17 protein-coding genes are annotated in these 22753 nt (G+C 40.5%); 8 read left to right on the top strand and 9 right to left on the bottom strand.

All coding sequences use genetic code 11. The annotated features are described in order from the left end of the window. Positions 1 to 221: 221 nt before the first annotated feature. From B3P16_RS21010 to B3P16_RS20990, 5 genes are all read left to right on the top strand, one after another. Positions 222 to 2162 carry a family 43 glycosylhydrolase gene (locus tag B3P16_RS21010; RefSeq protein ID WP_286779429.1) on the top strand — a complete coding sequence of 647 codons (1941 nt, stop codon included), beginning with the start codon at positions 222 to 224 and terminating at the stop codon, positions 2160 to 2162. Positions 2163 to 2604: 442 nt separating this feature from the next. After that, positions 2605 to 4485, top strand: a complete 1881-nt coding sequence (locus B3P16_RS21005; RefSeq protein ID WP_286844237.1) for an MGH1-like glycoside hydrolase domain-containing protein — start codon at positions 2605 to 2607, stop codon at positions 4483 to 4485. Positions 4486 to 4671: 186 nt separating this feature from the next. Then, the gene (locus B3P16_RS21000) at positions 4672 to 5484 is read left to right on the top strand and encodes an AraC family transcriptional regulator (RefSeq protein WP_286844235.1); all 813 of its coding nucleotides are present in this window, start codon (positions 4672 to 4674) and stop codon (positions 5482 to 5484) included. Between the two features lie 258 nt (positions 5485 to 5742). Continuing rightward, positions 5743 to 6255 (top strand): hypothetical protein, encoded by a 513-nt coding sequence (locus B3P16_RS20995; RefSeq protein WP_286779431.1) that lies wholly within the window; start codon positions 5743 to 5745, stop codon positions 6253 to 6255. Positions 6256 to 6456: 201 nt separating this feature from the next. Then, positions 6457 to 6810 (top strand): YtxH domain-containing protein, encoded by a 354-nt coding sequence (locus B3P16_RS20990; protein WP_286769662.1) that lies wholly within the window; start codon positions 6457 to 6459, stop codon positions 6808 to 6810. A 194-nt stretch (positions 6811 to 7004) separates the two neighbouring features. Here B3P16_RS20990 and B3P16_RS20985 read toward each other — a convergent pair whose 3' ends face one another. From B3P16_RS20985 to B3P16_RS20970, 4 genes are all read right to left on the bottom strand, one after another. Further along, positions 7005 to 7166 (bottom strand): NAD-dependent epimerase/dehydratase family protein, encoded by a 162-nt coding sequence (locus B3P16_RS20985; RefSeq protein WP_286844233.1) that lies wholly within the window; start codon positions 7164 to 7166, stop codon positions 7005 to 7007. A 196-nt stretch (positions 7167 to 7362) separates the two neighbouring features. Further along, positions 7363 to 9168 (bottom strand): ABC transporter ATP-binding protein, encoded by a 1806-nt coding sequence (locus tag B3P16_RS20980; protein ID WP_286769659.1) that lies wholly within the window; start codon positions 9166 to 9168, stop codon positions 7363 to 7365. After that, the gene (locus B3P16_RS20975) at positions 9168 to 10910 is read right to left on the bottom strand and encodes an ABC transporter ATP-binding protein (protein ID WP_286844232.1); all 1743 of its coding nucleotides are present in this window, start codon (positions 10908 to 10910) and stop codon (positions 9168 to 9170) included. The genes B3P16_RS20980 and B3P16_RS20975 overlap by 1 nt, the downstream gene beginning before the upstream one ends. Before the next feature lie 24 nt (positions 10911 to 10934). Continuing rightward, a complete protein-coding gene (locus B3P16_RS20970; RefSeq protein WP_286844231.1) occupies positions 10935 to 11756 on the bottom strand; it encodes an ATP-binding protein in 822 nt (273 codons plus the stop codon). A gap of 481 nt (positions 11757 to 12237) precedes the next feature. Between B3P16_RS20970 and B3P16_RS20965 the strand changes: the two genes are divergently transcribed. Together B3P16_RS20965 and B3P16_RS20960 are read left to right on the top strand one after the other, a co-directional pair. Then, the gene (locus tag B3P16_RS20965; RefSeq protein WP_286844229.1) at positions 12238 to 13527 is read left to right on the top strand and encodes a glycoside hydrolase family 71/99-like protein; all 1290 of its coding nucleotides are present in this window, start codon (positions 12238 to 12240) and stop codon (positions 13525 to 13527) included. Between the two features lie 342 nt (positions 13528 to 13869). Beyond that, positions 13870 to 14442, top strand: a complete 573-nt coding sequence (locus B3P16_RS20960; protein WP_286754494.1) for a glutathione peroxidase — start codon at positions 13870 to 13872, stop codon at positions 14440 to 14442. A gap of 94 nt (positions 14443 to 14536) precedes the next feature. Here B3P16_RS20960 and B3P16_RS20955 read toward each other — a convergent pair whose 3' ends face one another. Continuing rightward, positions 14537 to 17209 carry a DEAD/DEAH box helicase family protein gene (locus B3P16_RS20955; RefSeq protein ID WP_286844228.1) on the bottom strand — a complete coding sequence of 891 codons (2673 nt, stop codon included), beginning with the start codon at positions 17207 to 17209 and terminating at the stop codon, positions 14537 to 14539. A 614-nt stretch (positions 17210 to 17823) separates the two neighbouring features. On the opposite strand from B3P16_RS20955, the gene B3P16_RS20950 reads away from it, so the two are divergent. Beyond that, positions 17824 to 18279, top strand: a complete 456-nt coding sequence (locus tag B3P16_RS20950) for a hypothetical protein (RefSeq protein WP_286844227.1) — start codon at positions 17824 to 17826, stop codon at positions 18277 to 18279. 17 nt (positions 18280 to 18296) lie between these two features. Here the strand turns inward: B3P16_RS20950 and B3P16_RS20945 are convergent, their stop codons facing one another. From B3P16_RS20945 to B3P16_RS20930, 4 genes are all read right to left on the bottom strand, one after another. Further along, the gene (locus tag B3P16_RS20945; RefSeq protein ID WP_115048138.1) at positions 18297 to 18896 is read right to left on the bottom strand and encodes a DNA-3-methyladenine glycosylase; all 600 of its coding nucleotides are present in this window, start codon (positions 18894 to 18896) and stop codon (positions 18297 to 18299) included. Between the two features lie 273 nt (positions 18897 to 19169). After that, the gene (locus tag B3P16_RS20940) at positions 19170 to 20894 is read right to left on the bottom strand and encodes an NPCBM/NEW2 domain-containing protein (protein ID WP_115048140.1); all 1725 of its coding nucleotides are present in this window, start codon (positions 20892 to 20894) and stop codon (positions 19170 to 19172) included. A 134-nt stretch (positions 20895 to 21028) separates the two neighbouring features. Next, complete coding sequence (locus B3P16_RS20935; RefSeq protein ID WP_286844226.1) at positions 21029 to 21898, bottom strand: alpha/beta fold hydrolase; 870 nt, start codon at positions 21896 to 21898, stop codon at positions 21029 to 21031. A gap of 233 nt (positions 21899 to 22131) precedes the next feature. Beyond that, entirely contained in the window at positions 22132 to 22728 is a 597-nt protein-coding gene (locus B3P16_RS20930; protein WP_046675942.1) for a DUF4142 domain-containing protein, read from the bottom strand. Positions 22729 to 22753: the final 25 nt, after the last annotated feature.

Raw genomic sequence — 22753 nt, 5'->3', positions numbered from 1 at the left:
AAATAATAAATGTATATTTGACATTAATAAAAGTAAACCTCGTATCGTATTCTTCTACAGCTTCGTGGAAAAGTGTTTTTGAGCAAATTTAAATTTGTGTTGAATATCCCTTCGATCAAGATAATTTGGAATTTGTGCATTAAATAATCCATGGTTAAGGTGTAATAAAGAAGGTTTACTTGGCAAATGAGCATTTAGAAAAACCTAAAAATTGATCAAACATGAAACTAAAACAAATAGGGGTATTGAGTATTGCATTAATGAGTTTTACCAATGCCATAGCGCAAAAAATATACAATGCAGATAAGGCGGCGGGTTATCTTTTTGCATATTTTGAAGGTTCGGGGGATAAAAATACACAAGAGCAATTGCGATTTGCAGTCAGTCAGGATGCGCAAAACTGGGTTGCATTAAATAACAATAAACCTATTTTGTCATCGGCGGATATATCCCAAACGGGAGGGGTTCGTGATCCGCACATCCTTAGGGGAGAGGACAAAAAGTCATTTTATATGGTCGCAACTGATATGTTTACGGTAAAGAATGGGTGGGGAAGTAATCCGGGTATTATTTTGATGCGATCTGATAATCTGACGGACTGGAAACACAATACTGTTGACCTGGCAAAGTTATACCCTAAAAAATTTAAGAACGTAAAATGGGTATGGGCACCACAGACGATCTACGATCCGGCTGAAAAAAAATACCTGGTGTATTTTACGGTGAAATCGCATGAGAATGATAAACTTGATTTTTACGGGGCCTATGCGAATAAAGATTTTAGTGGCTTTGAAAAGGAACCTACTTTATTGTTCAGTCCAAAATTTGGCGGTATTGATGGCGACATTGTCTATAAAGATGGGCTATATCATTTTTTCTTTAAGGGTAATACAAAAGATGCTGCCGGAAAAGAAGTAAAAAATGGAATTCAGCAGGCGACAAGTAAATCCTTAAAAGGACCATGGAGAGAAGACTTCCGGTATCTCGATGCCTACGCAGACACGTCTGTTGTTGTCGAAGGACCTAGCCTTTTTAAGTTAAATGGAACAAACGATTACATCTTGATGTACGATTTGTATGCGAATGGAAGATACGAATTTCAGCGCACAGATGATCTCTTTAATTTCTCTTCAAAACCTGAACCTTTTCATAAGAATTTTAATCCGCGACATGGAAGTGTGATTTCAATCAGCAAGGAAGAGTCTCGTCTTCTGAACAATAAATGGGGCGGTGTACCTGGTGAATTGCTAGCTCCTGTGGCTGCGGATGACCGGTATCATTTTACCGCAAGGGGAAATCCGATTATTAAGCATCATTTTACAGCCGATCCGGCAGCATTAGTTAAGGGGGATACACTTTGGTTGTATGCAGGTCATGACTTTGCAGGAGGTCAGAAAGGCTATAAGATGAAAGACTGGATCGTTTATTCTACAACGGATTTAAAAAATTGGACGGAATATCCCGTGTCTTTGCGCATAAGTGATTTTACCTGGGCAAAAAGCGGCGATGCATTTGCGGGACATGTTACCGAACGTAATGGAAAATATTACTGGTACATCAGTTCCAATTGGTCCGGAATAGGGGTTGCTGTCGCAGACAGACCCGAAGGTCCCTTTAGCGATGCATTGGGAAAACCCTTATTGACCAACAAAGACTGTTTTGCTTCTTCCCATTCCTGGGCTTGTATCGATCCAGCTGTTTTTATTGATGATGATGGTCAAGCCTGGATTTTCTGGGGTAATCGCGAGTGTTACTACGCAAAGCTCAAAGAAAATATGGTTGAGATTGATGGCGAAATAAAACAGGTGAATTTTGAAGGACTAGCTTTTACGGAAGCACCATGGGTTCACAAGCGCAATGGAAAATACTATTTGAGTTATGCCACGGAATTTCCGGAGAAGATCGCTTATGCCATGGCCGATAAGATCGAAGGCCCCTATGTCTATAAAGGAATTCTGAATGAAATAGCAGGCAACAGCAATACGAACCATCAAGCAATTGTCCCTTTTAAAAACCAATGGTATTTCATTTACCATAATGGGGGAATTAATCCAGATGGAGGCAGTTTTAGCCGTTCGATATGCATAGACACCCTAAATTACCGTCCAGATGGTACAATCCATAAAATTAAAATGACAACGGAAGGAACTACCGGAGACTAAGCATGAAAAAGCCGGCGAGCAAGCTAAAGTGGCTGCCGTAGAAGGTGGGGTAAAGACCGGTTTAATAAATTAAAAATGTGGAACGACAGCGTCGTTCCACAAAATGTTTTTCAGTGTAGTATTGTAGGATTCTTTTTACAGTATTCTTATCGAATCAATTCAGAAATTTAAAATGATGAGATAGGCATCTCCATTCATTTCGGCAATTACTTCTCTTGAGTCAAGTTTACTTATGGAACAAATGTAGCTTAGAACAGCAGTAGAAAGAATATGAAAAAGATACTTTTTTATGTGAAAATGGGAATATTTGAGTTTTATATAAATACGGTTGTTGCAATATGATACATTGTATCAATTTTACGTCGATTTGTTCCACCATGCTTAATTGTCATAAAAATTCTGTTGATTAGGTCTTTGTTCCAGTTCTATTCCATATAACCACATGAAAAGACAACATCGTTACGTTTTTTTAAATTCTATTGTTTTAAGCAGCACAGCCTTTTTGGTTCTAGGTGTTCTTTTTTCCTGTTCGAGTAACCGCGGATTTTCTGGGAAGCAGGAGTCGATATATCAGCTTGAACTTGATCGTTTAAAGGAAGTGGCGAAAAATAATCTAACAGATAATATAAAGGAGTTCAATGCTTTCGAGCACCGGCCAAAATCGGACGGAGCTTTTGACGAATCCAACAACAAAGACTTTTTAGTCAATAATATTCCGTATTTTGAGAGTTCCAACGATACCCTAAATCGCGTGTATAATTATCGTTGGTGGATGATCAGCAAGCATCTTCGGGATTATTACGATCCACATGATTCAAAGAAATATTGGGTTATAACAGAATTTTTCGGGTATCCCGCCTGGGGATCCTTGAGTGGAGCGATTACCTGCCCAACAGCGCATCAGTTTTACGATGTACGTTGGCTTCGTGATCCAAAATACCTTCGATCTTATGCCGAATATTTTATGCTTGGATCAGCTTCCAAATTAAATCAACGGGAAAACGGTAATTTTTTGACCCATTTGAGCAGGCCCGAAAGTGTTCATTTTTCCAGCTGGATGGTCGATGGTATTGAATCATTTTTAAAAATTCATCCCGATCAGGCCTGGACGCAAAAGATGCTTCCCGCAATGGAGAACCATCAGCACCTTTTGGATAGCCTATTCACTGTGAAAAATCCCGATGCGAAGACCAACGGCATGTACAAAATTCTGGATCTGTACGATGGTATGGAATTCAGCCTTTCGGCGTTGCTTGGCTTGATTGAGAGTAAAGGGCCCTATGCTTTTTATACCGATAGTACATGGAGAGATCTTTATTTAGGTTGGGGGACGACAGAAAAGGCTGCAAATACGACTGCGGCGAAAGACTTTCCATTGGCCTTTACCAAAGGTTATCCTGATTTTTATCTGGTGCGCCCATCCATTGGAAGCTATTCCTTTGGGAATACCAACGCATTGTACAATCTCTATAGACAGGAAGAGCAACATCATCCTTCGATTAAGAATAAGGCGAAAGCAGATTACTATAAATTCAGAAGCCAGGAAATACAGCGGAAATTTCTCAGGACACTTTGGAATGCAGATGATGGTTTTTTTTATACCTTGACAGCCGGAGACAATGCCTATGGTGTACGGGATTACGAAGCGCGGGTGCGGGAATCCGTTGGTTATACCCCGTGGTATTTCAATATGATACCGCGTGAGGATAATAAAATGTATGAGGTAGCTTGGGCGATGTTTACTTCCGAAAAAGGTTTCAATAACCATAAAGGAATGACCACGGCCGAAAGACAACATCCCTATTATAATGAGCAGGCTTATGCCTGGAACGGCAGAGGATGGCCTTTTCAAAACTCAGTCGTCTATAAAGCATACAGCAACTATTTAAGAAATTATAAAAATCAAATCACTGCGCAGGACAAAGAGACCCTGTACGAACAAATTATGAAGCTTACACGGCTTCACGGTTATGCCCACCCAAATATCGGTGAATGGTATATACCAAGTGACGGTGAGCAATTTGGTGGGCAGAATGATTATTTTCATTCAACCTATCCAGACATAATCATAGCAGATCTCATTGGATTTGAGGCATCCCATCACAACAGCTTTCAGGTTCAGCCGCTGATACCTGCTGGCAAAATGGATTATTTTTACCTCGGAAACTTAGCCTATCACGGGAAAACAATAGACATTGTCTGGAAAGAAGACTGGGATCAAAACAAACCTGGAAAACAGTCTATGCTATGTATTTGGGTAGATCATGTTTTAAAGGCAAGCAGCAAAGATCTTGGTGTTAAAATAGACGTAAATTTAGACTAATATTAACAGGTGTTTAACGAATTTAAAATACATCGATTGGAAGAATCTATTTTAACGGAATTTTAAAAAATAAGACTCGATTGCACAACCGTCATTTTAATTATACGGAACTCAATCGTTAAATTTGAGAAATTGAGCGGTACAATGGTAAATGATTACAAAAAATATGAGCTATTTGGAAGACCGATGATGCAGAAAATCGCATTGAAGGCACCATTTACGTTTGAATTTCCAGTAGCGGAACAGGCTTGCTTCCTCTATGTGCTGGAAGGGGAGATGCAATACCAGGCAAATGACGAAGAGCTAACTATTGCGAAACATTATTCCTTATTGCTGAATTGTATTAATTCTGGAAAGCGAATCCACGATGTGAATCCAACGCGTGATTGTCAGCTGTTAATCGTCACTTTTTATCCAGATACCTTGAAGAAAGTTTACGATAGAGAGTTGCCCTCGTTGCTGCTTGAACCTGAAAATATCATTTCAAACCAATCAAAAGAAAAAATTGACAATGATTTCCTGATCCAGAAATATGTGGAAGGCTTGCTGTTCTATTTTGAAAATCCTTCATTGATCAATGAAGATATACTGGTGCTCAAATTAAAAGAAATTATATTGCTCCTGTCCCAAACGCGAAACGCGTCGGTCATACGAGTGATATTATCACAGCTTTTTTCTTCAAATACCTATTCGTTTAAACAGATTATTGAAGCCAATCTGTTTTCCCAATTAACCATTGAGCAGCTTGCGGAACAGAATAATCTGAGTGTTTCTTCATTTAAAAGAGAGTTTGCCAAATTATATCAGGATACACCTGCCAGCTACATCAAAAATAAGAAGCTCGAAAAGGCGGCAGAGCTCCTTTTGGTTTCCGATCAGCGTGTTTCCGAAATTGCCTTTAACTGTGGATTTAACGACCTCGCAACATTTACAAAGAGTTTTAGTGACAAATACCACATATCGCCAACAAATTATCGTCGACAGCTTAAAAGCAACTAAAAACCAATGGTGACTTGTATATGGTATTCCATTTTATCGAGGGGACCAAGTTTTCTCCAATAAGATTGTAGTCCTGTTTTTTGAACTAAAACATCAAATCTTTGAACGAAATCAAAAAACCATTTTCCTTATTCTATTGCAACTTTGTAGTGTTCCATTAAAGGGTAGTTATTCCATGGACTGTACCGTGAAAGCGTGACAACGACCTTAAATTACAGGAACATTTTTTTGAAATTATCAACGTTAAAAATAGAAAAAATGAATTTATCAGGTTTGGGAGTTTTCCACACAGTTATTGGAGTAACAGCACTTTTAGGCGCTGTATTAGGATTTATCAGCTATGGTAAGATCAATCTTAAAGTATTATCGGGGAAGCTATATTTTTATGCGACAGCCATCACTTCTCTTACGGCATTAGGGATTTCGAAACAGGGCGGCTTCAATGCTGGACATGTTTTTTCACTCTTCATCTTGGTTCTTGTAACGGTGGCCTATTGGCTGCACGCAACGAAGAAAAGTAGTACGAAGGCTCGGTATTTTGAAAATTTTCTATGGTCATTTAGTTTCTTCTTGTCGCTGGTGCCTACTGTTAATGAGACCTTTACCAGAGTTCCGGTCGGACATCCCTTGGCAAAGGATATAAATGATCCAATTATTGGACAGACCCTTCTTGTCCTTTTTGTGCTTTTTATTATTGCAGTCATTTTTCAATACTTCAAACAAAAGAAAATCAACACTGGATTGGGGTCAGAACTGAAAAGTCGAGTGTAGTAGAGCTATTTGATCCAGACCATTTCTGAACGCTCATCTTTAGCGCCTTTCGATTCATATGGTGCCGCAATCTAGTCTGTTGTACATTATTTAAAATATGACAAACTAATGTTTTGCTTTTATTGTTTGCTCTTGTAGAAGTTTAACAACATAATCATTTTGAAATATATGCTTAATTACGATTGTCTAAAGAATTTAAAGATGTGCAACGGAAAAAATAATTCAACGGGATTACTTCTCGCAATGGTGGCGGGAGCAGCAGTAGGTACATTGGTCGGTCTATTAGTGGCACCGAATAGTGGAAAAAAAACGCGGAAAAAAATCAAGGAAAAAACAAGGGACCTCAAAGAACAGGCAAAACACACATACGAAGAAGTAGCCGATAAAGTGAAAGAAGAGTATGATCATGTGTCATCCTCGATTAGCGAAACAGCAGGTCATGTGGCCGATAAGGTCTCAAATGAATTTGATAAGTATAAAGATCAAATAAGTGAAAAGACCGCCGAAGAAACTAAGGCGATTAAAGATACAATTAAAGATCAAAAAGAAAAATAATCTTTGTTGATTCAAACAGCAGACCGGATAATAGCTATTGCTTGGTCTGCTGTTTATTTTTTGATCTCCGCCCCTAAAATTATAATGTCCATGCCCAGATGGACCGTATTACTGAATTCAATGGTCACGGTTAGCTTTCACTAACTTAGTGAAAGCCCGCTCGAAATTCCAGGGGCGAAAGTTTGGTTTTTGTTTTAAATAAGATCGCCACGGATTACCTGAGCACCTAAATTGGTGATTATTTCTGCTGATTTTTCTGAGCGTGCTAAACCAGATACTTGATGTCCCGCATCGATCATTTCTTGAACAACTGCTGAACCTATGAAGCCCGAAGCTCCAGTTATAAATACTTTCATAATCTTTTTTTTCTTGAGACAAAGTTCTGTGTAAAGTTGAAGGCAGATGTATCCAAATGTCAGAATGTTGTAGCCATCTTTCAGAAAATCGATGATCTCGTATTTTGCAAGCCGCGGTACTTTTCAAAAAAGATCCTCTGCCACGAAATAAATACAGTATTCACGAAATAAGCAGGGTGTTAAAGCTTCGGGATGATCAGTCAAACTGTCCCATATACAAACGATAGTATTTACCTTTTTGCTTTAGCAATTCTGTATGGGAACCGAACTCGGCGATTCTCCCTTTTTCGATCAGACAGATGACGTCGGCATTCTTGATGGTCGAGAGTCTATGGGCAATGACGAAGCTTGTTTTGTTTTGCATTAACCGGTCAATACCTTCCTGAATAGCGATTTCAGTTCGTGTATCGATCGAGCTGGTCGCTTCATCCAATATTAAGATTGGCGTATTGGCAATAGTTGCCCGGGCGATGTTAATTAACTGCCGTTGTCCCTGACTCAGATTGGCTCCATCATTGGTCAATTCGGTTTTATACCCTTGTGGCAATTGCATGATAAAGCTATCCGCTGCGGCAAGCTTCGCTGCCGCTATCACTTCATCATCTGTTGCGCTGAGCCGGCCATACCGGATGTTTTCCATAACCGTATCGGTAAACAAATGGGTGTCCTGAAATACAATAGATAGTTTTTTACGCAGTTCATTGCGGTCCAGCTTAAAAATCGATGTCTTATCTAACAGAATATCCCCGGATAGCAAAGGGTAGAAGCGAGGCAGCAAATTGATAATTGTCGACTTGCCAGCACCAGTTTCACCCACAAAAGCGATCTTTTGACCTGGTTTTACGTCGATGTCGATATCAAATAAAACCTGTTTTTCCGGTACATAACCAAAATTTACATGCGATAGTGTCACTTGGCCCTGCACCGGTGCCGGCATTGGCTGCGGATCGACGGTTTCACTTTCAGGAGCCGTGTCAATAACGGCAAAAATACGTTCTGCGCCCGCCAACGCTGCCTGTAGGCTATTGTATTGGCTAGAAATCTCATTGACAGGCCGTCCAAATTGCCGTGCATACTGTAAAAATGCAGTTAATCCCCCTAAATCGAATCCACGTGTGATCACTAGAATACCACCTGCGATGGTAGTCAGCGCGTAGTTAATGGTGCTCATATTCGCCATCAAAGGCATCATCATGCCAGAATAAAACTGTGCCTTTGTTGCTTTTTCCCGGAGCACTTGATTAAGCTGTTCAAATTGTTCGATGGCGGCGTTTTCGTGCCCGAAGACCTTCACCACTTTTTGTCCGCTGATCATTTCCTCTACATAGCCATTGGCATTGCCGAGTGCAGCTTGGTTGGCGGCAAAAAAACGCTTGCTTTTGTTGATGATCAGTTTCGCCAGATATAACATCAGGGGGATCATGATCAATGCAATAATAGATAGGATAGGGCTGATATATACCATGAGCGCGAGTGTTCCCAGCAAGGTAATTGAGCTGATTAAAAGTTGTGTAATGCTATTATTTAGGGCGTCGCTTACGGTATCCATGTCATTGGTGAAGCGACTCATCAGATCACCATGTTGATGGGTATCATAAAACTGCAAAGGTAGGTACTGCATGCGGTCGAACAGCTCATTTCGGAGGTTGGAAATCGTTTTCTGCGCAACTTTTATGGTCAGCCGGTATTGCAACATGTTGAAAATTCCTGTAGCGATATAAATTCCGATCATGACGAGGGCGATATGTCCTAGACCAACAATATCTTTTTTAAGTACATAATTGTTGATTGCAGGCCGTAAAAGGTAGTTGCCCGCTAGTGTTCCCGCAGTTCCCAGCAAAAGTGAAATTAAAATCAGCAGGAGCATCAGCCGCTGCGAAGACAGGTAGCGCATCAATCGCCATAGAGCCCTAAATCCCTGTTGAGGCTTTTCATTTTTAATGCGTCTTGAACTTCCGGGACCGGGTAAACTCACGGGGATAGATTTGTTTGAGGTACTCATTAGGCTTCTTCTTTTTGCAGGTGTTGGGACTGATAAATTTCCTGATAGATGGTATTTGTTTGCAGAAGTACCTCGTGTGATCCGGAGCCGACAATGCGGCCTTCTTCCATGACCAATATCTGGTCGGCGTGCATGACGCTTGAAATGCGCTGTGCAATAATCAATTGTGTGGTATCCTGCAGATAATTTTTTAAACCTTCAAGTATTTTTCGGTCGGTGTCGATGTCCACAGCACTTGTGCTGTCGTCCATAATCAAGATTTTAGGTTTCTTCAATAAAGCCCTGGCAATACATATGCGTTGTTTTTGTCCTCCCGAAACATTGACGCCCCCTTGTCCCAGTAGCGTCTGATAGCCGGCGGGAAAAGAGCGTATAAAATCGTCTGCACAGGCAATCCTGGCAGCGGCATAAATATCCTCATCCGTTGCCTGCTCATTTCCCCATTTGAGATTTTCTAAAATAGTTCCTGAAAAAAGTTGATTTTGCTGCAAGACAATCGCAATCTGTCTGCGCAGTTCCTGTAGTTGGTAATTCCTGACATCGATTCCATCGACCAACACGCTACCTTCAGACACATCATACAGTCGTGGGATTAATTGTACCAATGTGCTCTTTCCGGAACCTGTGCCACCTATGATAGCTAAGGTACTCGCAGGCTTCACGTCGAAGCTAATATTGTCGAGGTTGGGTTTCTCACTTTGTTTGTTGTACCGAAAAGTGACTTGCTGAAAGGCGATCCGTCCTGCTGTGATAGCGTATCTGTTTTGGAGACCTTCCACCGTATCCGATAAGGAAGGCTGTTTCTCTAAAACTTCTTCAATTCTATCACCCGAAGCGATTGCCCTTGAAATCATCATGAAAGTCAATGAGAGCAACATCAAAGAAATAAGGATCTGCGTGATATAACTTAGAAAGGACATCAGTCCACCAAGCGCAAGCGTTCCGGTCATAACTTTCTGTCCGCCAAACCAGGTCACGGCAACAAGCGACAAGCCCATCACCAATTGCATGACAGGCATGATAAGTACAACGATGCTTGAAGCTTTGGTCGCAACATCCATCAGGTCGAAATTCACTTTGTCGAATTTCTTTTTCTCAAAATCCTGACGGACAAAAGCTTTAACCACCCGCACATTGAGTAGATTTTCCTGCACAACACTATTGACACGATCGACCGCCTGCTGCATCTTGATAAAAAAGGGGAGCCCTTTGCGTAATAATATGAAAATGCTTAGGGCCAATATAGGCAACGCAATGGCCATCACGATGGACAGATCCTTATTTATAGAAATCGCAAAGATAATGGCAAAAACCATCATAAGTGGTGCCCTGAGGAGCATACGCAGGCACATCATCATGACTTGCTGCATCATATTGGTGTCGTTGGTGAGCCGCGTAGTAAGCGATGCCGAACTGAAATAATCGGTATCCGCAAAAGCAAAAGATTGTATTTTTCGAAAGAGGGCAGTCCGGAGATTTGTCGCAAAACCCACAGATGCATGTGCAGAGTAATAGATGTTGCACAAATTGGCAACGATGGCAACGATGGCTAACCCGATCATGGCCAATCCAATTTTCAAAATGTAGTTGATATCTTTATGCAAGATTCCGTCATCGACAATAATAGACATTAGACGAGGTTGTACAATTTCGCAAAACACATCAATTACAACGAAAAAGGGAATAATCAAAAAAGCCTTTCTAAATGACTTGGTATAAGGGGTAAACGTGGAAAGCTTCATCTGCTTGTATATCCATTAAATCATTTAGTCCAGTTTGTATGCCTGAACGCTGTTACTCCTAACGGTAGGCACATAAAGCATACCCGAAGATTTGTCGTAACCGATATCGGCAGCATTTATCTTCTTGTCCCTTGTATCAAGCAATACCGTATTGGAGCCGTCAGGTTTGACATGATAGATCAGTCCTTGCCAGCCCGAAACTACAAATTCGTTGGGTTTAATTTGTACGACACCGTCCAATCCACCTTCCATACCTTTCGATATTACAGTAGTTTTTTTATCCTGATCTATCTTAACAAGAGCACCATCCGATAATACATACAAGTCTTTGCCGACAGCCAGCAGTCCGTTTGCACCTTTGAGATTTTCGGCATATAGCATAGGGACATCATTTTCAATGCGATAGACTTTTCCAAGTCGCGTATCGCTCACATAAACAATACCCTTTGAGTCAACTGTAATGTCATTGAGTAGCTCAGCACCATCGATGGTAATTCTTTTAACGATACTTGCTTTATCTATATCGATGACGGCAATCGATTTAGCGAATGCTTCCGCTGCATAGAGCCGGTTTTTGTGAATTCCTATGCCCAAAACAGCATTTAATCCTGTCACCCAATCTTTTTTGATAAATTTTCCGTCCATATCCAGTTTACTGATGAATGCCGTTGTGTTAGGTTCGAAGGCAATCGTATTTGAAACATAGAGTACTTTGTTTTTGGCATCTACCCAAACGGACTCTGGAGATCTTAGGGTAGTGTCCGATTGCCATTGAGGCGTTAAAGACTTCTGTCCAAACAGGACTTGTACAAACATGAGAAGGGTTAATGTTAACGTAATTTTCATAGAAAATCGGATTGGTGTTTATATTAGTTTAATTTATTCGAGTTAAAAACGACTACTCAAAGGAACTTTTGGTCTTCTGTTTAAGAATAAATAGTTGTAGTCAAAAAAATCGACCATTGAGCTCCTTTAATATACAGCATTTACATCGCATTGTTTTCTTTTTTCGAAAGAAAACCCCATCAGATCGCTTAGATCAATACTTCTTTATAGATAAATTGCTGTAATATTTCTTTTCAATATACGGCAAAATTGCCTTAGGCCCACCAATATATTTATAAATAATTTTTCGTTTCATACCGATTTATAGAAGCTATTAATTTCTTGTTAATAGTTCATTAATGGTACCTCATAACTTTGATTTCGAGAATAAGCCCAGTACTATTTAGCCCCCCGGAACGAAGGGGGAGTAGGGCGACCTGCATTGAAATAAACCAATTTGTATAAACCAGTTTCAACCATTTATAAAAAAAATCACTTGATTATGAGTATTAAAAAGCAAACAAAATTATGTATGGTCTTCTTGTTGGCAACTTTGCTGGCGTCCTGTTCGAAGAGCGAAAAGATGATGGAACAACAGCTCCCGAAAGAGGAGGCCAAAAAGGCAAATGGCAATAATGGAGTTTCCGCGACAGGCGATGTTGTTGGCCAGATTACTGTGGGATACCAGGGCTGGTTTTCCTGCGCTGGCGACAATTCTCCCATGGGAACACATTGGTGGCACTGGACCGAGGCCTGGCAACAGACGCCGTCCCAGGGTAATTTCCATATTCCTTCTTGGCCCGATAACAGTGAATACCAAAAAAAATACAACAGCAATTTACCGGCGTTGGGCAATGGTTCACCTGCGTCTTTGTTTTCTTCATTTGACGATCAGACAGTGAATGTCCAGGTTAAATGGATGAAAGATTATGGTATACATACGGCGGCATTGCAGCGATTTAATCCCACAGGGATAGAAGGTCCCATTCGTAACGCCATTACGGCTAAAGTTAAAACTCCCGCCGAGCAACACGGTGTCAAATTTTATATCATGTATGATGTGTCGGCCTGGGTTAATATGCAGGCTGAGATAAAAAATGATTGGCTAAATCTAATGAAACAATATACTCAGTCTCCAGCCTATGCCAAACAGAATGGCAAGCCTGTGGTCGGTATTTGGGGATTTGGTTTTAATGACAACAACCACCCCTGGTCGGCGGCCGTCTGTCTGGATGTGATCCAGTGGTTTCGCGACCAAGGCTGTTATGTCATGGGCGGCACGCCAACACATTGGAGGCTGGCACAAGCAGGGGGAGATTCGAGGCAGGGCTACATCGACGTTTACAAAGCATTTGATATGTTGTCGCCTTGGATGGTAGGACGTATCGGAACCATTGCAGACGTGGATCATTATGCACAGCATATCCAAAATGCTGATCTACAGTTTTGTAATTTAAATAACATAGACTATCAGCCCTGTGTATTGCCGGGCTCACTGCAGGAGGGGCAAAGAAAACATGGTGATTTTATGTGGCGACAATTCTATAATCTGACTTCGCTCGGTGTCAAGAGTATGTATGTGTCTATGTTTGATGAGTACAACGAATCCAATCAGATCGCGAAGACTGCTGCAACCCAACAGGATGTTCCGGTTGGGCTGGGGATTAAATCCATGGATGAAGATGGGACTGCTTGTTCTTCGGATTACTATCTCCGGATCACAATGGACGGTGGAAAGATGCTAAAGGGACAGATACCGCTGAACCCAAATAGACCAACCTCCCCGCAATAAGTCAACTTTTAACGAACACAATTGGTTTATATAGTTTAATAGTGCGGCCGAATCTTCGTTATGAAGATTCGGTTTTTTATAGGGTTTTATTATCCGATCAGAAAAGCACTTTTCATTTTCAATTCAGACTTTCTTTAGTAACTTTAATCTATGATGAACGTTGCGCTTACCGTTTATAAAACTTCGCAGCATACGTTTTGTCTTGTACAGCGTTGGTCGGCAAGGTTGTCATGTACCATCCTTGGTCCTAGGTCCAAGGGTATTCATCGACCTAAATTCAGACGATGTTGGGGTGGTTTCGGGTAGCTATAGATTGTCATGTTTCAAAAAAAAATAAAAAAAATGCTCTTTATAATTTTATTCATCGTGGCGGTAGTCGCCGCAGGTGTAGCCTATTATTTATTCACCAATGGTAATGTTAAAGTAGATATGGCCTTGAAGTCAGCTACGCTATATGATTTTAAAGTGAAGGGGTTGGATGGCTCGTCCATCGATTTTGCGCAGTTTAAAGGTAAAAAGATACTTGTTGTAAACACCGCTTCTAAATGTGGATTTACACCACAGTACGAGGGACTCGAACGCTTGTATAAAAGATTTAGTGATAAGTTGGTCATTGTAGGTTTTCCATCAAATGATTTTTTAGACCAAGAACCTGGTAAAGATGCCGAAATAGCTGCTTTTTGTCAACGGAATTACGGCGTAACTTTTCCGATGGCAGCAAAGATTGATGTTAAAGGAAAGCGGCAAGCGCCTATTTATCAGTGGTTAACAAATAGAAGCTTGAACGGCGTAGAAAGTTCTGCTGTCCTGTGGAATTTTCAGAAATATCTGATCGATGAAAACGGCAGGCTTATCAAGCATTTTCCTCCAAAAACAGATCCCGAAGATCCAGCAATTGTAGCGCTGATCGATTAGTTAGACAGCGTTCATTCAACTTTCTTTAAACAGTTGAAAGTCTGCGGTAGTGGCTGGCTGCAGAATGGGAGAAATTCTTTTTTAACTTATTTCTTCACCGCCACTTGCTTACCTGCAGTACTTTTTCATCCAGCTGCGCAGCCAATGATTTCACCCGCGCTTTTAAGATCAATTTTCTACCAGCAATTGTTCGGGTAAAAATTAATTCACAATTCCCTACATGTGCTTCCCACTGATTGCTAAAATATTCGGCGAATTCTTTTTTGCGTGCCAGCAGTTCCGGAACAGCATGATAATCTTCCTGCTTGACAAAAAAAGCAAATTTATTCTTCCTGACAATCACATAACGCGGATTATTGATCGGTGTAATAATCTCTTGTAATGCATTGATAAATATGGATTTGTCGAATGTTGTACCCCCTTCTAAATGGCAATAAACGGCACCGGAGCGGTCAACTTGCGTTTCCACGCGCACTTCGTTTTGATCAGCCCGTATGATATGTGCTTTTAACAAGCTATTTAAGAGCGCAGAACTCACTTGGTTCAGATCTTTGGAAATATCGCGATATTTCAAATATAGTCTGAGTGACTTGATCGTATTTCTTCCGAAAAGCAGCATTCCTACTGCACTCAAGCTGGCGATGTAAATATAAAAATCTTTTAGGCTTTGCATATTTTTTAATGCCCTAAAAAATCCTTGAACGTTGTCAAGTCCAAAACTTAGCCAGGCAGCGCCCACTGTCGCCAGTACATTTCTAATTGTTTTGTTGAGATACAACGATTTTACCCGTTGATAATCTTGTTCTTCCGCAAAAGGTATCTTGATCTCCTCGACGAGATTCACTCCTTTGGTAAGCGCATCATTCCACCGCTGCCTGAGGTTTACCCGATTGGCAGCAAATAGTAGCATTTCCGCATTTTTCCGTGAAATTTCCCCAACGTTGTTTATGTTTTCAGGTAGATCAAAACGGCCTATACCATTTTCAATTTCAGGTTCTTGTCGCAGCGAGACGCCGACAAAACTTTTGAACCGTCGTTTTAGTAATTTAAGGTCATCACCACCCGTTGCCGAGGTAGAGTCAGCACATACCAAATGCCAGATATTTGCCGTTTTATCCTTATTGCCCTGTTGCGCTCTAATAGCCCGACCGCGCATCTGATTGGAAAGTACAAATGAGCCGACAAAACTCGCTAAAATCAACGCATTGATTGCCGGAGCATCCCAGCCTTCACCTAGCAATGATTTGGTCCCCAGTAGGACTTCAATTTCTCCAACCTGGAATAGCTGTGTGACAATGTGAACAATATCGTGTTTAAGACCCTCCGTCTGGTTTATTAAAAGGTAATTTGCATCAAAAGGAACAGGGCTCGTAGAGCTGTCAAATATACCATATCTAGCAGCAGTAGTTTGAAATGCTGAGTAAGCACTGGCCGGAATAATGATCATGGATCCTGTAAGCACAGCGATTTTCTTATTATTCTTATTTTCCCGTCTTAATTTTTCGAAAATAGGGATGACACCTATTTTGTTCAATTCAAGCGTATTGTGGTCGGTGTTTACATAGAATTCTTTTCGGATGAAATCCGAGAGGACGACCAGCCGCAGGTCTTTCCCCAATTTTTCATATTCAAAATCCACAATCGCGGTAATAGCGTCCATTTTACTGATACTGGATGTTAAATATTGTCGGACACGGCTATTTTGGGAAAAGTTTACCTGTTTTCTTTCCATGGCACCGTGTCGTTGTAATTTATTTTCCAGCGCGCTTCGATGTTCTGCAAATGCATTGAAATGCACTTTTTCCTGATGTAGGTAAAATTCAAGTAGAATTTCGAGCCATTCATAATCCAGGTGAGGTATTTTAAAATCTTTGCCACCGATGATTTCCATATGGAGCTCGGGAATTGGGATTTGGTTGGCATGGAGAAAAATTAAGCATGCCGAGTAATATTTCAAGTTATTATAGACCCAGTCGAGATCATCCATCGGGTTTAGCCATATCGGATGATTTTGGATCCCCTGAAGTACGATTTCGTCCGTGCCTAATTCCTTAAATAGCTTAAGCATACTATCCCTGTAATCGGCAATAAACTGTCTTTCCCTTTCGCTGGGATTGGTGAAATAGATATAATCCTGATGCGGACATAGATCACCTTCAATGACAAGTTCGGGGACCGAAATTTCCGCATCTATGGGGCCGTTGAGGTCCATATAGCGCTGCCATTCTGTTGGAGAGACATCGTAAGGGGGAGTCGCTGTTAGGCCAACGATCGTCGGGTTCAGCTTTTTCTTGATATTAATTAATGTATGCCACCACTCATTTTTAAGATGGTGTGCTTCGTCGACGACAATTGTACCAATTTTTTGGGATTTCAATCCTTTTAGGATAAAGTCAAGGTTTGAATCTGCTCCCTTTGGATCTTGATCACTGCAGGCAGCATGCATTCCCTGATAAGTCGCTACAGTGATAAATTTAGGATTTCGGATATCCCTAGAGATCCAGTCAGGCACGGTGTCCGATGGAAGAAAAAGTTCACAAAACCGTTGTATCCATTGGTTACGGATTGCACGTGAAGGTGCGAGAATTAGCGTTGGTTTATTGATGCGTATAGCAACTTCAAGCCCCAGGACCGTCTTACCTGAGCCGGGAGGTGCCACCACATGTAAATGACCATCTTTAAGATGCTCCTGTAATTCTTCAAGTACCCGTAATTGGTATTTACGCCATGGATATTTGAATTTAATTGCTTTAGGGTACTCAGTCAATAGATTCGGATAATTTAAAATTTACACCATATTGCAGCGCAATATACCAATTTAGTTGAAATTACGATTTGTTGGAGAGGCTTGTGAAATTACCTCTATTGACCTCGAATTTAGGCGACGATATGGAGACTATGTTTTCTTTAAGTTAAATATTGTATATGCTTGCCGAGGGAAAAAACAACCATTTTATCCACGATAGAGATACTTTCATAGTGCGTTTAAAGCACTTTCAAGGCACTAACCCCTTGTACCCGAACAGTGCTATATCCGTGCTTTATCTGTGCTTAGCATGTGCTTCATCTGTGCTTGATCTGTACAGCCTCCAAAAATGGGCTCTTTTTAAGCCCTGAATTTCAGCAGGTGGTTAATTAAAAGTTAAAAATAAGCAGGGTGGATTTCGGCTCCGTTTTGTCTGCTGTTAGGCTTATTGGATGGCATAATAATTACTATTCGCCGAGATTGACTTTATATTCGTGTATCAGTCCCAGAAAATAACTTGATATCTTTGTAAGCTTACTTGAAGGAGTTGTCAATGCATAAACAAAACGTTATCTCGGTTATATTATTCATAAAACCAAGAAATCAGCAACAGCAATTGTAAAATACGAAGTAATATGGGAAAAATTATATTCAGATTTTGGTTGGTTAATGTATTGATAAGTGTCGCGCTATTTGTACTGTACCGACTTGTTATCGCAGAGACGGATACGGCTGCTACGGGATTTCTCGAGACAATCATCGTTATTCTGGATATTATTGTCAATTTGGGTTTTTCAACAATTTATCTTTTCGCGGTGATTTTATGTTCCTTACTATTTTTTCTAAATCATATCGAAAAAATTCGCCTTAATAAAGGATTATCGTTTTTGACATTTTCGGGAATACCGGCTGTTTGCCTGATCTTACTGATCATTTATATTTTGGTTGGATTTTATAAATATCATATGGTTCTTGACCCGTTAAAAATGCTGCTTCTGTTCTCCGTTATTTATCTAGCCAGCACCATCTTAGAATTTATCTTGTTCCGGAAAATAATCAAAAAACAGCAGGCTGACCCAAAAGTTCAGTAATAAACCGCATTGTTATGTTATCCGTTCCTGGCGTATCTACTGTCCTTTACAAAAAAACGCAGGGGTAGGACTGCGTGCTCCTGAGCATAAGCGATACCAATTCGTGCTGCTTTTCCGATTTGTGCTGAACTGTATTTTATTCCCTGATCTTCAATCCATATGCTATCACCGGTCAATAATACGCCATTAAATGAGGCGTCAATTCCCAAAGCTTTAGCCGTAGATCCCGGTCCGTTGGAGAAGGAGGGTTTTTCGGGCCGCACAGGTCTCCGCAATGCCATTACGTCAATGCCAACCAACGGTTCAATCCCTCTAATTAGAACGCATTGGGGATCGTCTGCTCCAGAAGTCACAATATTCAACAGATGGTGAATACCATAACAGAGGTATACATAGGCGACGCCACCTTCCTTGTACATCGGCTCGGTTCTCGATGTTCTCTTTCCGTTAAATGCATGGGATGCTTTATCCATAATGCCAAAGTAAGCTTCGGTCTCGACAATTCTACCCGCTGTTACCAGGCCATCTTTTTGCGTATAGAGAACTTTTCCTAACAGATCTTCCGCCAGGAATATGGTATTTGTATTAGTATAATAAGATTGAGGTAGTTTAACCATTTTTTATCCTTCAAACTGTCAACGATTATGTTCGTCGCATAACGGTGATTAAATATAGGGAAAATCATTTGATTCGCTATTCATTAGCAAATCAAATGATTTCAGGGCTTATATTCAGGAGCAGATGAAAAGCCTGTTTATCCTAATTTTCATGAGGCCTAACAGCCGCAATCGGTAGATATAGCAGTGAGATCAAATTGTTTGGCCAGCTCCGGGAATATATAACCTTCTGGAAATACCTTTGCGAACTTGATAAATAGTGGTCGTCGTTGTTTATTTTATAAGACATGGGTTGCACCAAATTGACCAGGCATTAAAGTTGTTGCCGCTTTGATCTTGCGTAAGAAGCTCAAGATGATCGACACCTGTGATATCAAGATCAAAAAGATACTGTTCGTTGGGTTTGACGTTATGGGAAGAAAGGATTTTCCCATTACCACGAATGATAAATTGAATGCCTTCTGGTTTTTGTGAGCCGTCGCGTAAAGCTGCGATGATCTTTAATTGTCGCCACTTTTTTGCAAGCTTGTACTTATACAGGGATGGTGCATGGGCATATAATCCTTTGCGATATACTTTAGCGTTGTTTTCTAGAAAAAATAAAGCATTAGATTCTGCTGTGTAATAATTTCTCGCTGGGTTTTCCCAACCTACATAAGCTTCTTCCCATGCTGCCTCAGAAAGAAAGATACTGTCCTTTTTTATGGTTCTAAGGTTGATAGGGTGGTCGTCCTGCAACAATTGATTTAAGACACTCAACTTGGCTTGTTTTTGATTATCCAGGCTGTCATTTTCTACTACTCTAATCAGGTCATTGACGGTAGCCTGACCAAAATTGTTAAGGGTTAGGAAATCTCCTTCTTTACTATGGCTAACCATTTTTCGGTATTCTTTAACTGATCCGTTGTCGAATAAAAATAGCATTCTTATTTCATAGGGTATATTGCCTTCAAAAGGAGCAATATCAATTTCTACAGAATTGCTCTGATTGACTACAGCGGTAAAGCTGTTGCTCAAATACTCTGAGATATTATAAGGGCGGATCAGTGCTACAACGCCACATGGTACTGTACCTGCACGGTACTGAACCTTTAATTTTGTCGTATTTTCAGCTTGAAATAGCGTAAATGATTGTAATAGGAATTCGTTTTTTTGTAGGATAGGTTTTGGTCGCTGTGTAAATATGGGATGACTACTTAGTTGAAAAACTGAGGCTTTGGAAAATTTAGCTGATTTTAAACCACCCCATTTTTCGACTTTGTAGTGCCTGCTACCATGTTCTCCCATTAAGGAAATCGTGTTTGGATTGAACTCATTTGGAAAACCATGATCGTGTGGTAATCCAAATAGGTGGCCCATTTCATGTGCTATCCCACCGAGGTACCAACTGTTGAACTCTCCTACAGTAGATTCTTTATTTGTGGCAAACATCTCTGTAAAAGTTATTTTGGTGCTTGCATCCGTGAGTAATGCCGGATCTAGCAATTCGCAGTCGGCAACCATGCACAAGCCCGAGGAAGCAGAGCCCCTGCCATAGTATGGCGAATGAAAGACGTAGGTCCCATTTTCATCTTTATGGCTTAAGGCAGTAATAATAAGGATATGTTCGGTATTTGGATTGATAGCAGGCGTCAGTTTCTCGAAGATTTCATTTTCTATTTCACGCCCTGAATTTATTGTATAATCATTTGAGGGTTTCGACCCTTGAACCAAGTGGTACCGATAACCCGAATCGTCTGCCTCAAAAGGGATACCATCACTTTTAAACCCCGAATTTCCAAGCTCAGTTTTGTAATAGGAGGAGATGTCCTTCAATGTTCGGTCGAGACGATTTTTCCAATCGGAAGACAGTTTTGCGTCAGCAGGATAAAAATAAACAACCTTAACAGTATGAAGCAGTTTATTTTTATTTGTTGAGATTGCTCCTTGAGCGAATTGGTTAAATGTTAATAGTAAAATAGACAGCATTATCCAGAGGAAGTTTGGCTGACGTTTCATACATGGTGAATATACAATCGCTATTGATTTCAATTAGGTTTAATCTAGGTTTTATATTATCTATACACTAAGTTAAATAAAATCAGAATGGTTTTCTTCAATAATATGCATAAGTTCTTCTCCCTCTACAGGACTTATTTTAAAAAGCTATTCAGATAACTTAAAATGCTTCCAGTTTGGCCTATCAGGCTGACGTGGCTTTGTCCTGGGATAATAGCTAATTGGGATTTCGGCATTTGTCCAAAGTCACCAACTACTTCACCGCCCAATAATTGATATGTTTTTACCAGCTCGATCTTGTCTAGACCGTCGTTGTCTCCAGCAATCAAGAGTACAGGTGAAGATATTTTGGCAATATTTGCGTCTCCCAGATCATATGGTTGCTGTGCCAATGAGATCATCTGTTCCAAAAATTTTGTCCACTTTGTTTTGTCGGGAGCAACGGCTTCATAGGCTTGCTGCATCGGACTATTTTCAAATAATGCTGGTTTCATGTTCTGGAAGGCTTTGTTAATTTCCGGCATCCATCCCTTACTTTTATAGGTAGCAGAAATAATGACTAATTCATCTAAGCGCTTCGGATACTGAATGGCAAATTGGTAGGCTACTGCCCCTCCAAAGCTGTAGCCAAGCACTGCAGCATGTTCAATTTTCAGATAATCCATCACTTTGGCAACATCAGCTGCAAGTATGGCGTGGTCAAATTTTCTATCAGAATAGGGTGAATGGCCATGGCCCTGCAACTCAATGGCGATGACTTTCCTGTTTTTTGACAGTTCGGGTATGAGCTGGCTCCAGTTGGTGCTGATGGTCATAAAAGCGCCGTGTAATAATACAATCGGTTTTCCAGTACCATAAACTTCATAATATACCTTGCTGTCCTTAAGGTGTACTAAACCTTGAGCCGAGGGTTTAATTTGGGCATAAGATTGCATAACAGTAATCATCATAATGATATAAAGTAATGATTTAAAAATAGTATTGGTTTTGATACGTGTGTTCATAACGAATTTATTTAAAATGTACATGACAAATATCATTACGATTTCCCAGGAAAATACTGTGGAAATACGACAAATATAGGGGCGATTGCGTCAGAAACGCAAGCAGACAGTTCGTTAAAAAAAGATCGGAGCGCGATAATACCCGAGGAAAGGATTTCGTATCGCTGGGGCAGTTGAGGTGTAATTAAAAAAGACAGGGACCAATATCCTATACCAGCCCCTGTGTTTTGCTATTATTTCAACTTATCTTTTACACTTTTAGCATGATCTAAGTGGTTTCTAAGTGTTGGTAGAGTTTTATCTACAAACGCTTTCAGCTCGGTATCTTTAAGATTTTTACTAGCGTCCTCAAACAGCTTGATATCCTTTTCATGGTCTTTAACCATATCTTCGATATACGATTTATCGAAGTCTCCGGGCGACTTTTTGGACAATTCATCCTTCAAATTTTGCTCATCTGTACCCAAGGTGGCTGGTAGCGTGATATTTTTTGCTTGTGCAAGTGTTGCAAGTTCATCATTTGCTTTGGAATGATCTTTAACCATCATTTCGCCGAAGGCTTTTACATCCAGATGCTGGCCTTTTTCCTTTGCCAGTTTTCCAAGTTCTACCTCAGCCATGCCACCGTTCGCTGCTTCAGTAACGAATTTTGCATCGTCTTCACTGACAGCAACAGGCGTCGTTGCCGTATTATTATCGTCTATGTTTTCTGGTGCTTTTGTTTCGTTGATACTGTCTGCTGTTTTTTTGCTGTCGTTATTTGCATTGCCGCAACTTTGGACAGCAACAATAGAAAATGCAATTGCTAGGGTCAAAAATATTCTTTTCATGATCTTATGAGTTTTGATTTCTAGA

It is taken from the genome of Sphingobacterium sp. UBA7631 (assembly GCF_002483935.1).
In the GTDB taxonomy this organism is placed as follows: Bacteria; Bacteroidota; Bacteroidia; order Sphingobacteriales; family Sphingobacteriaceae; genus Sphingobacterium; species Sphingobacterium multivorum.
This window is presented reverse-complemented; position numbering and strand designations above follow the sequence as displayed.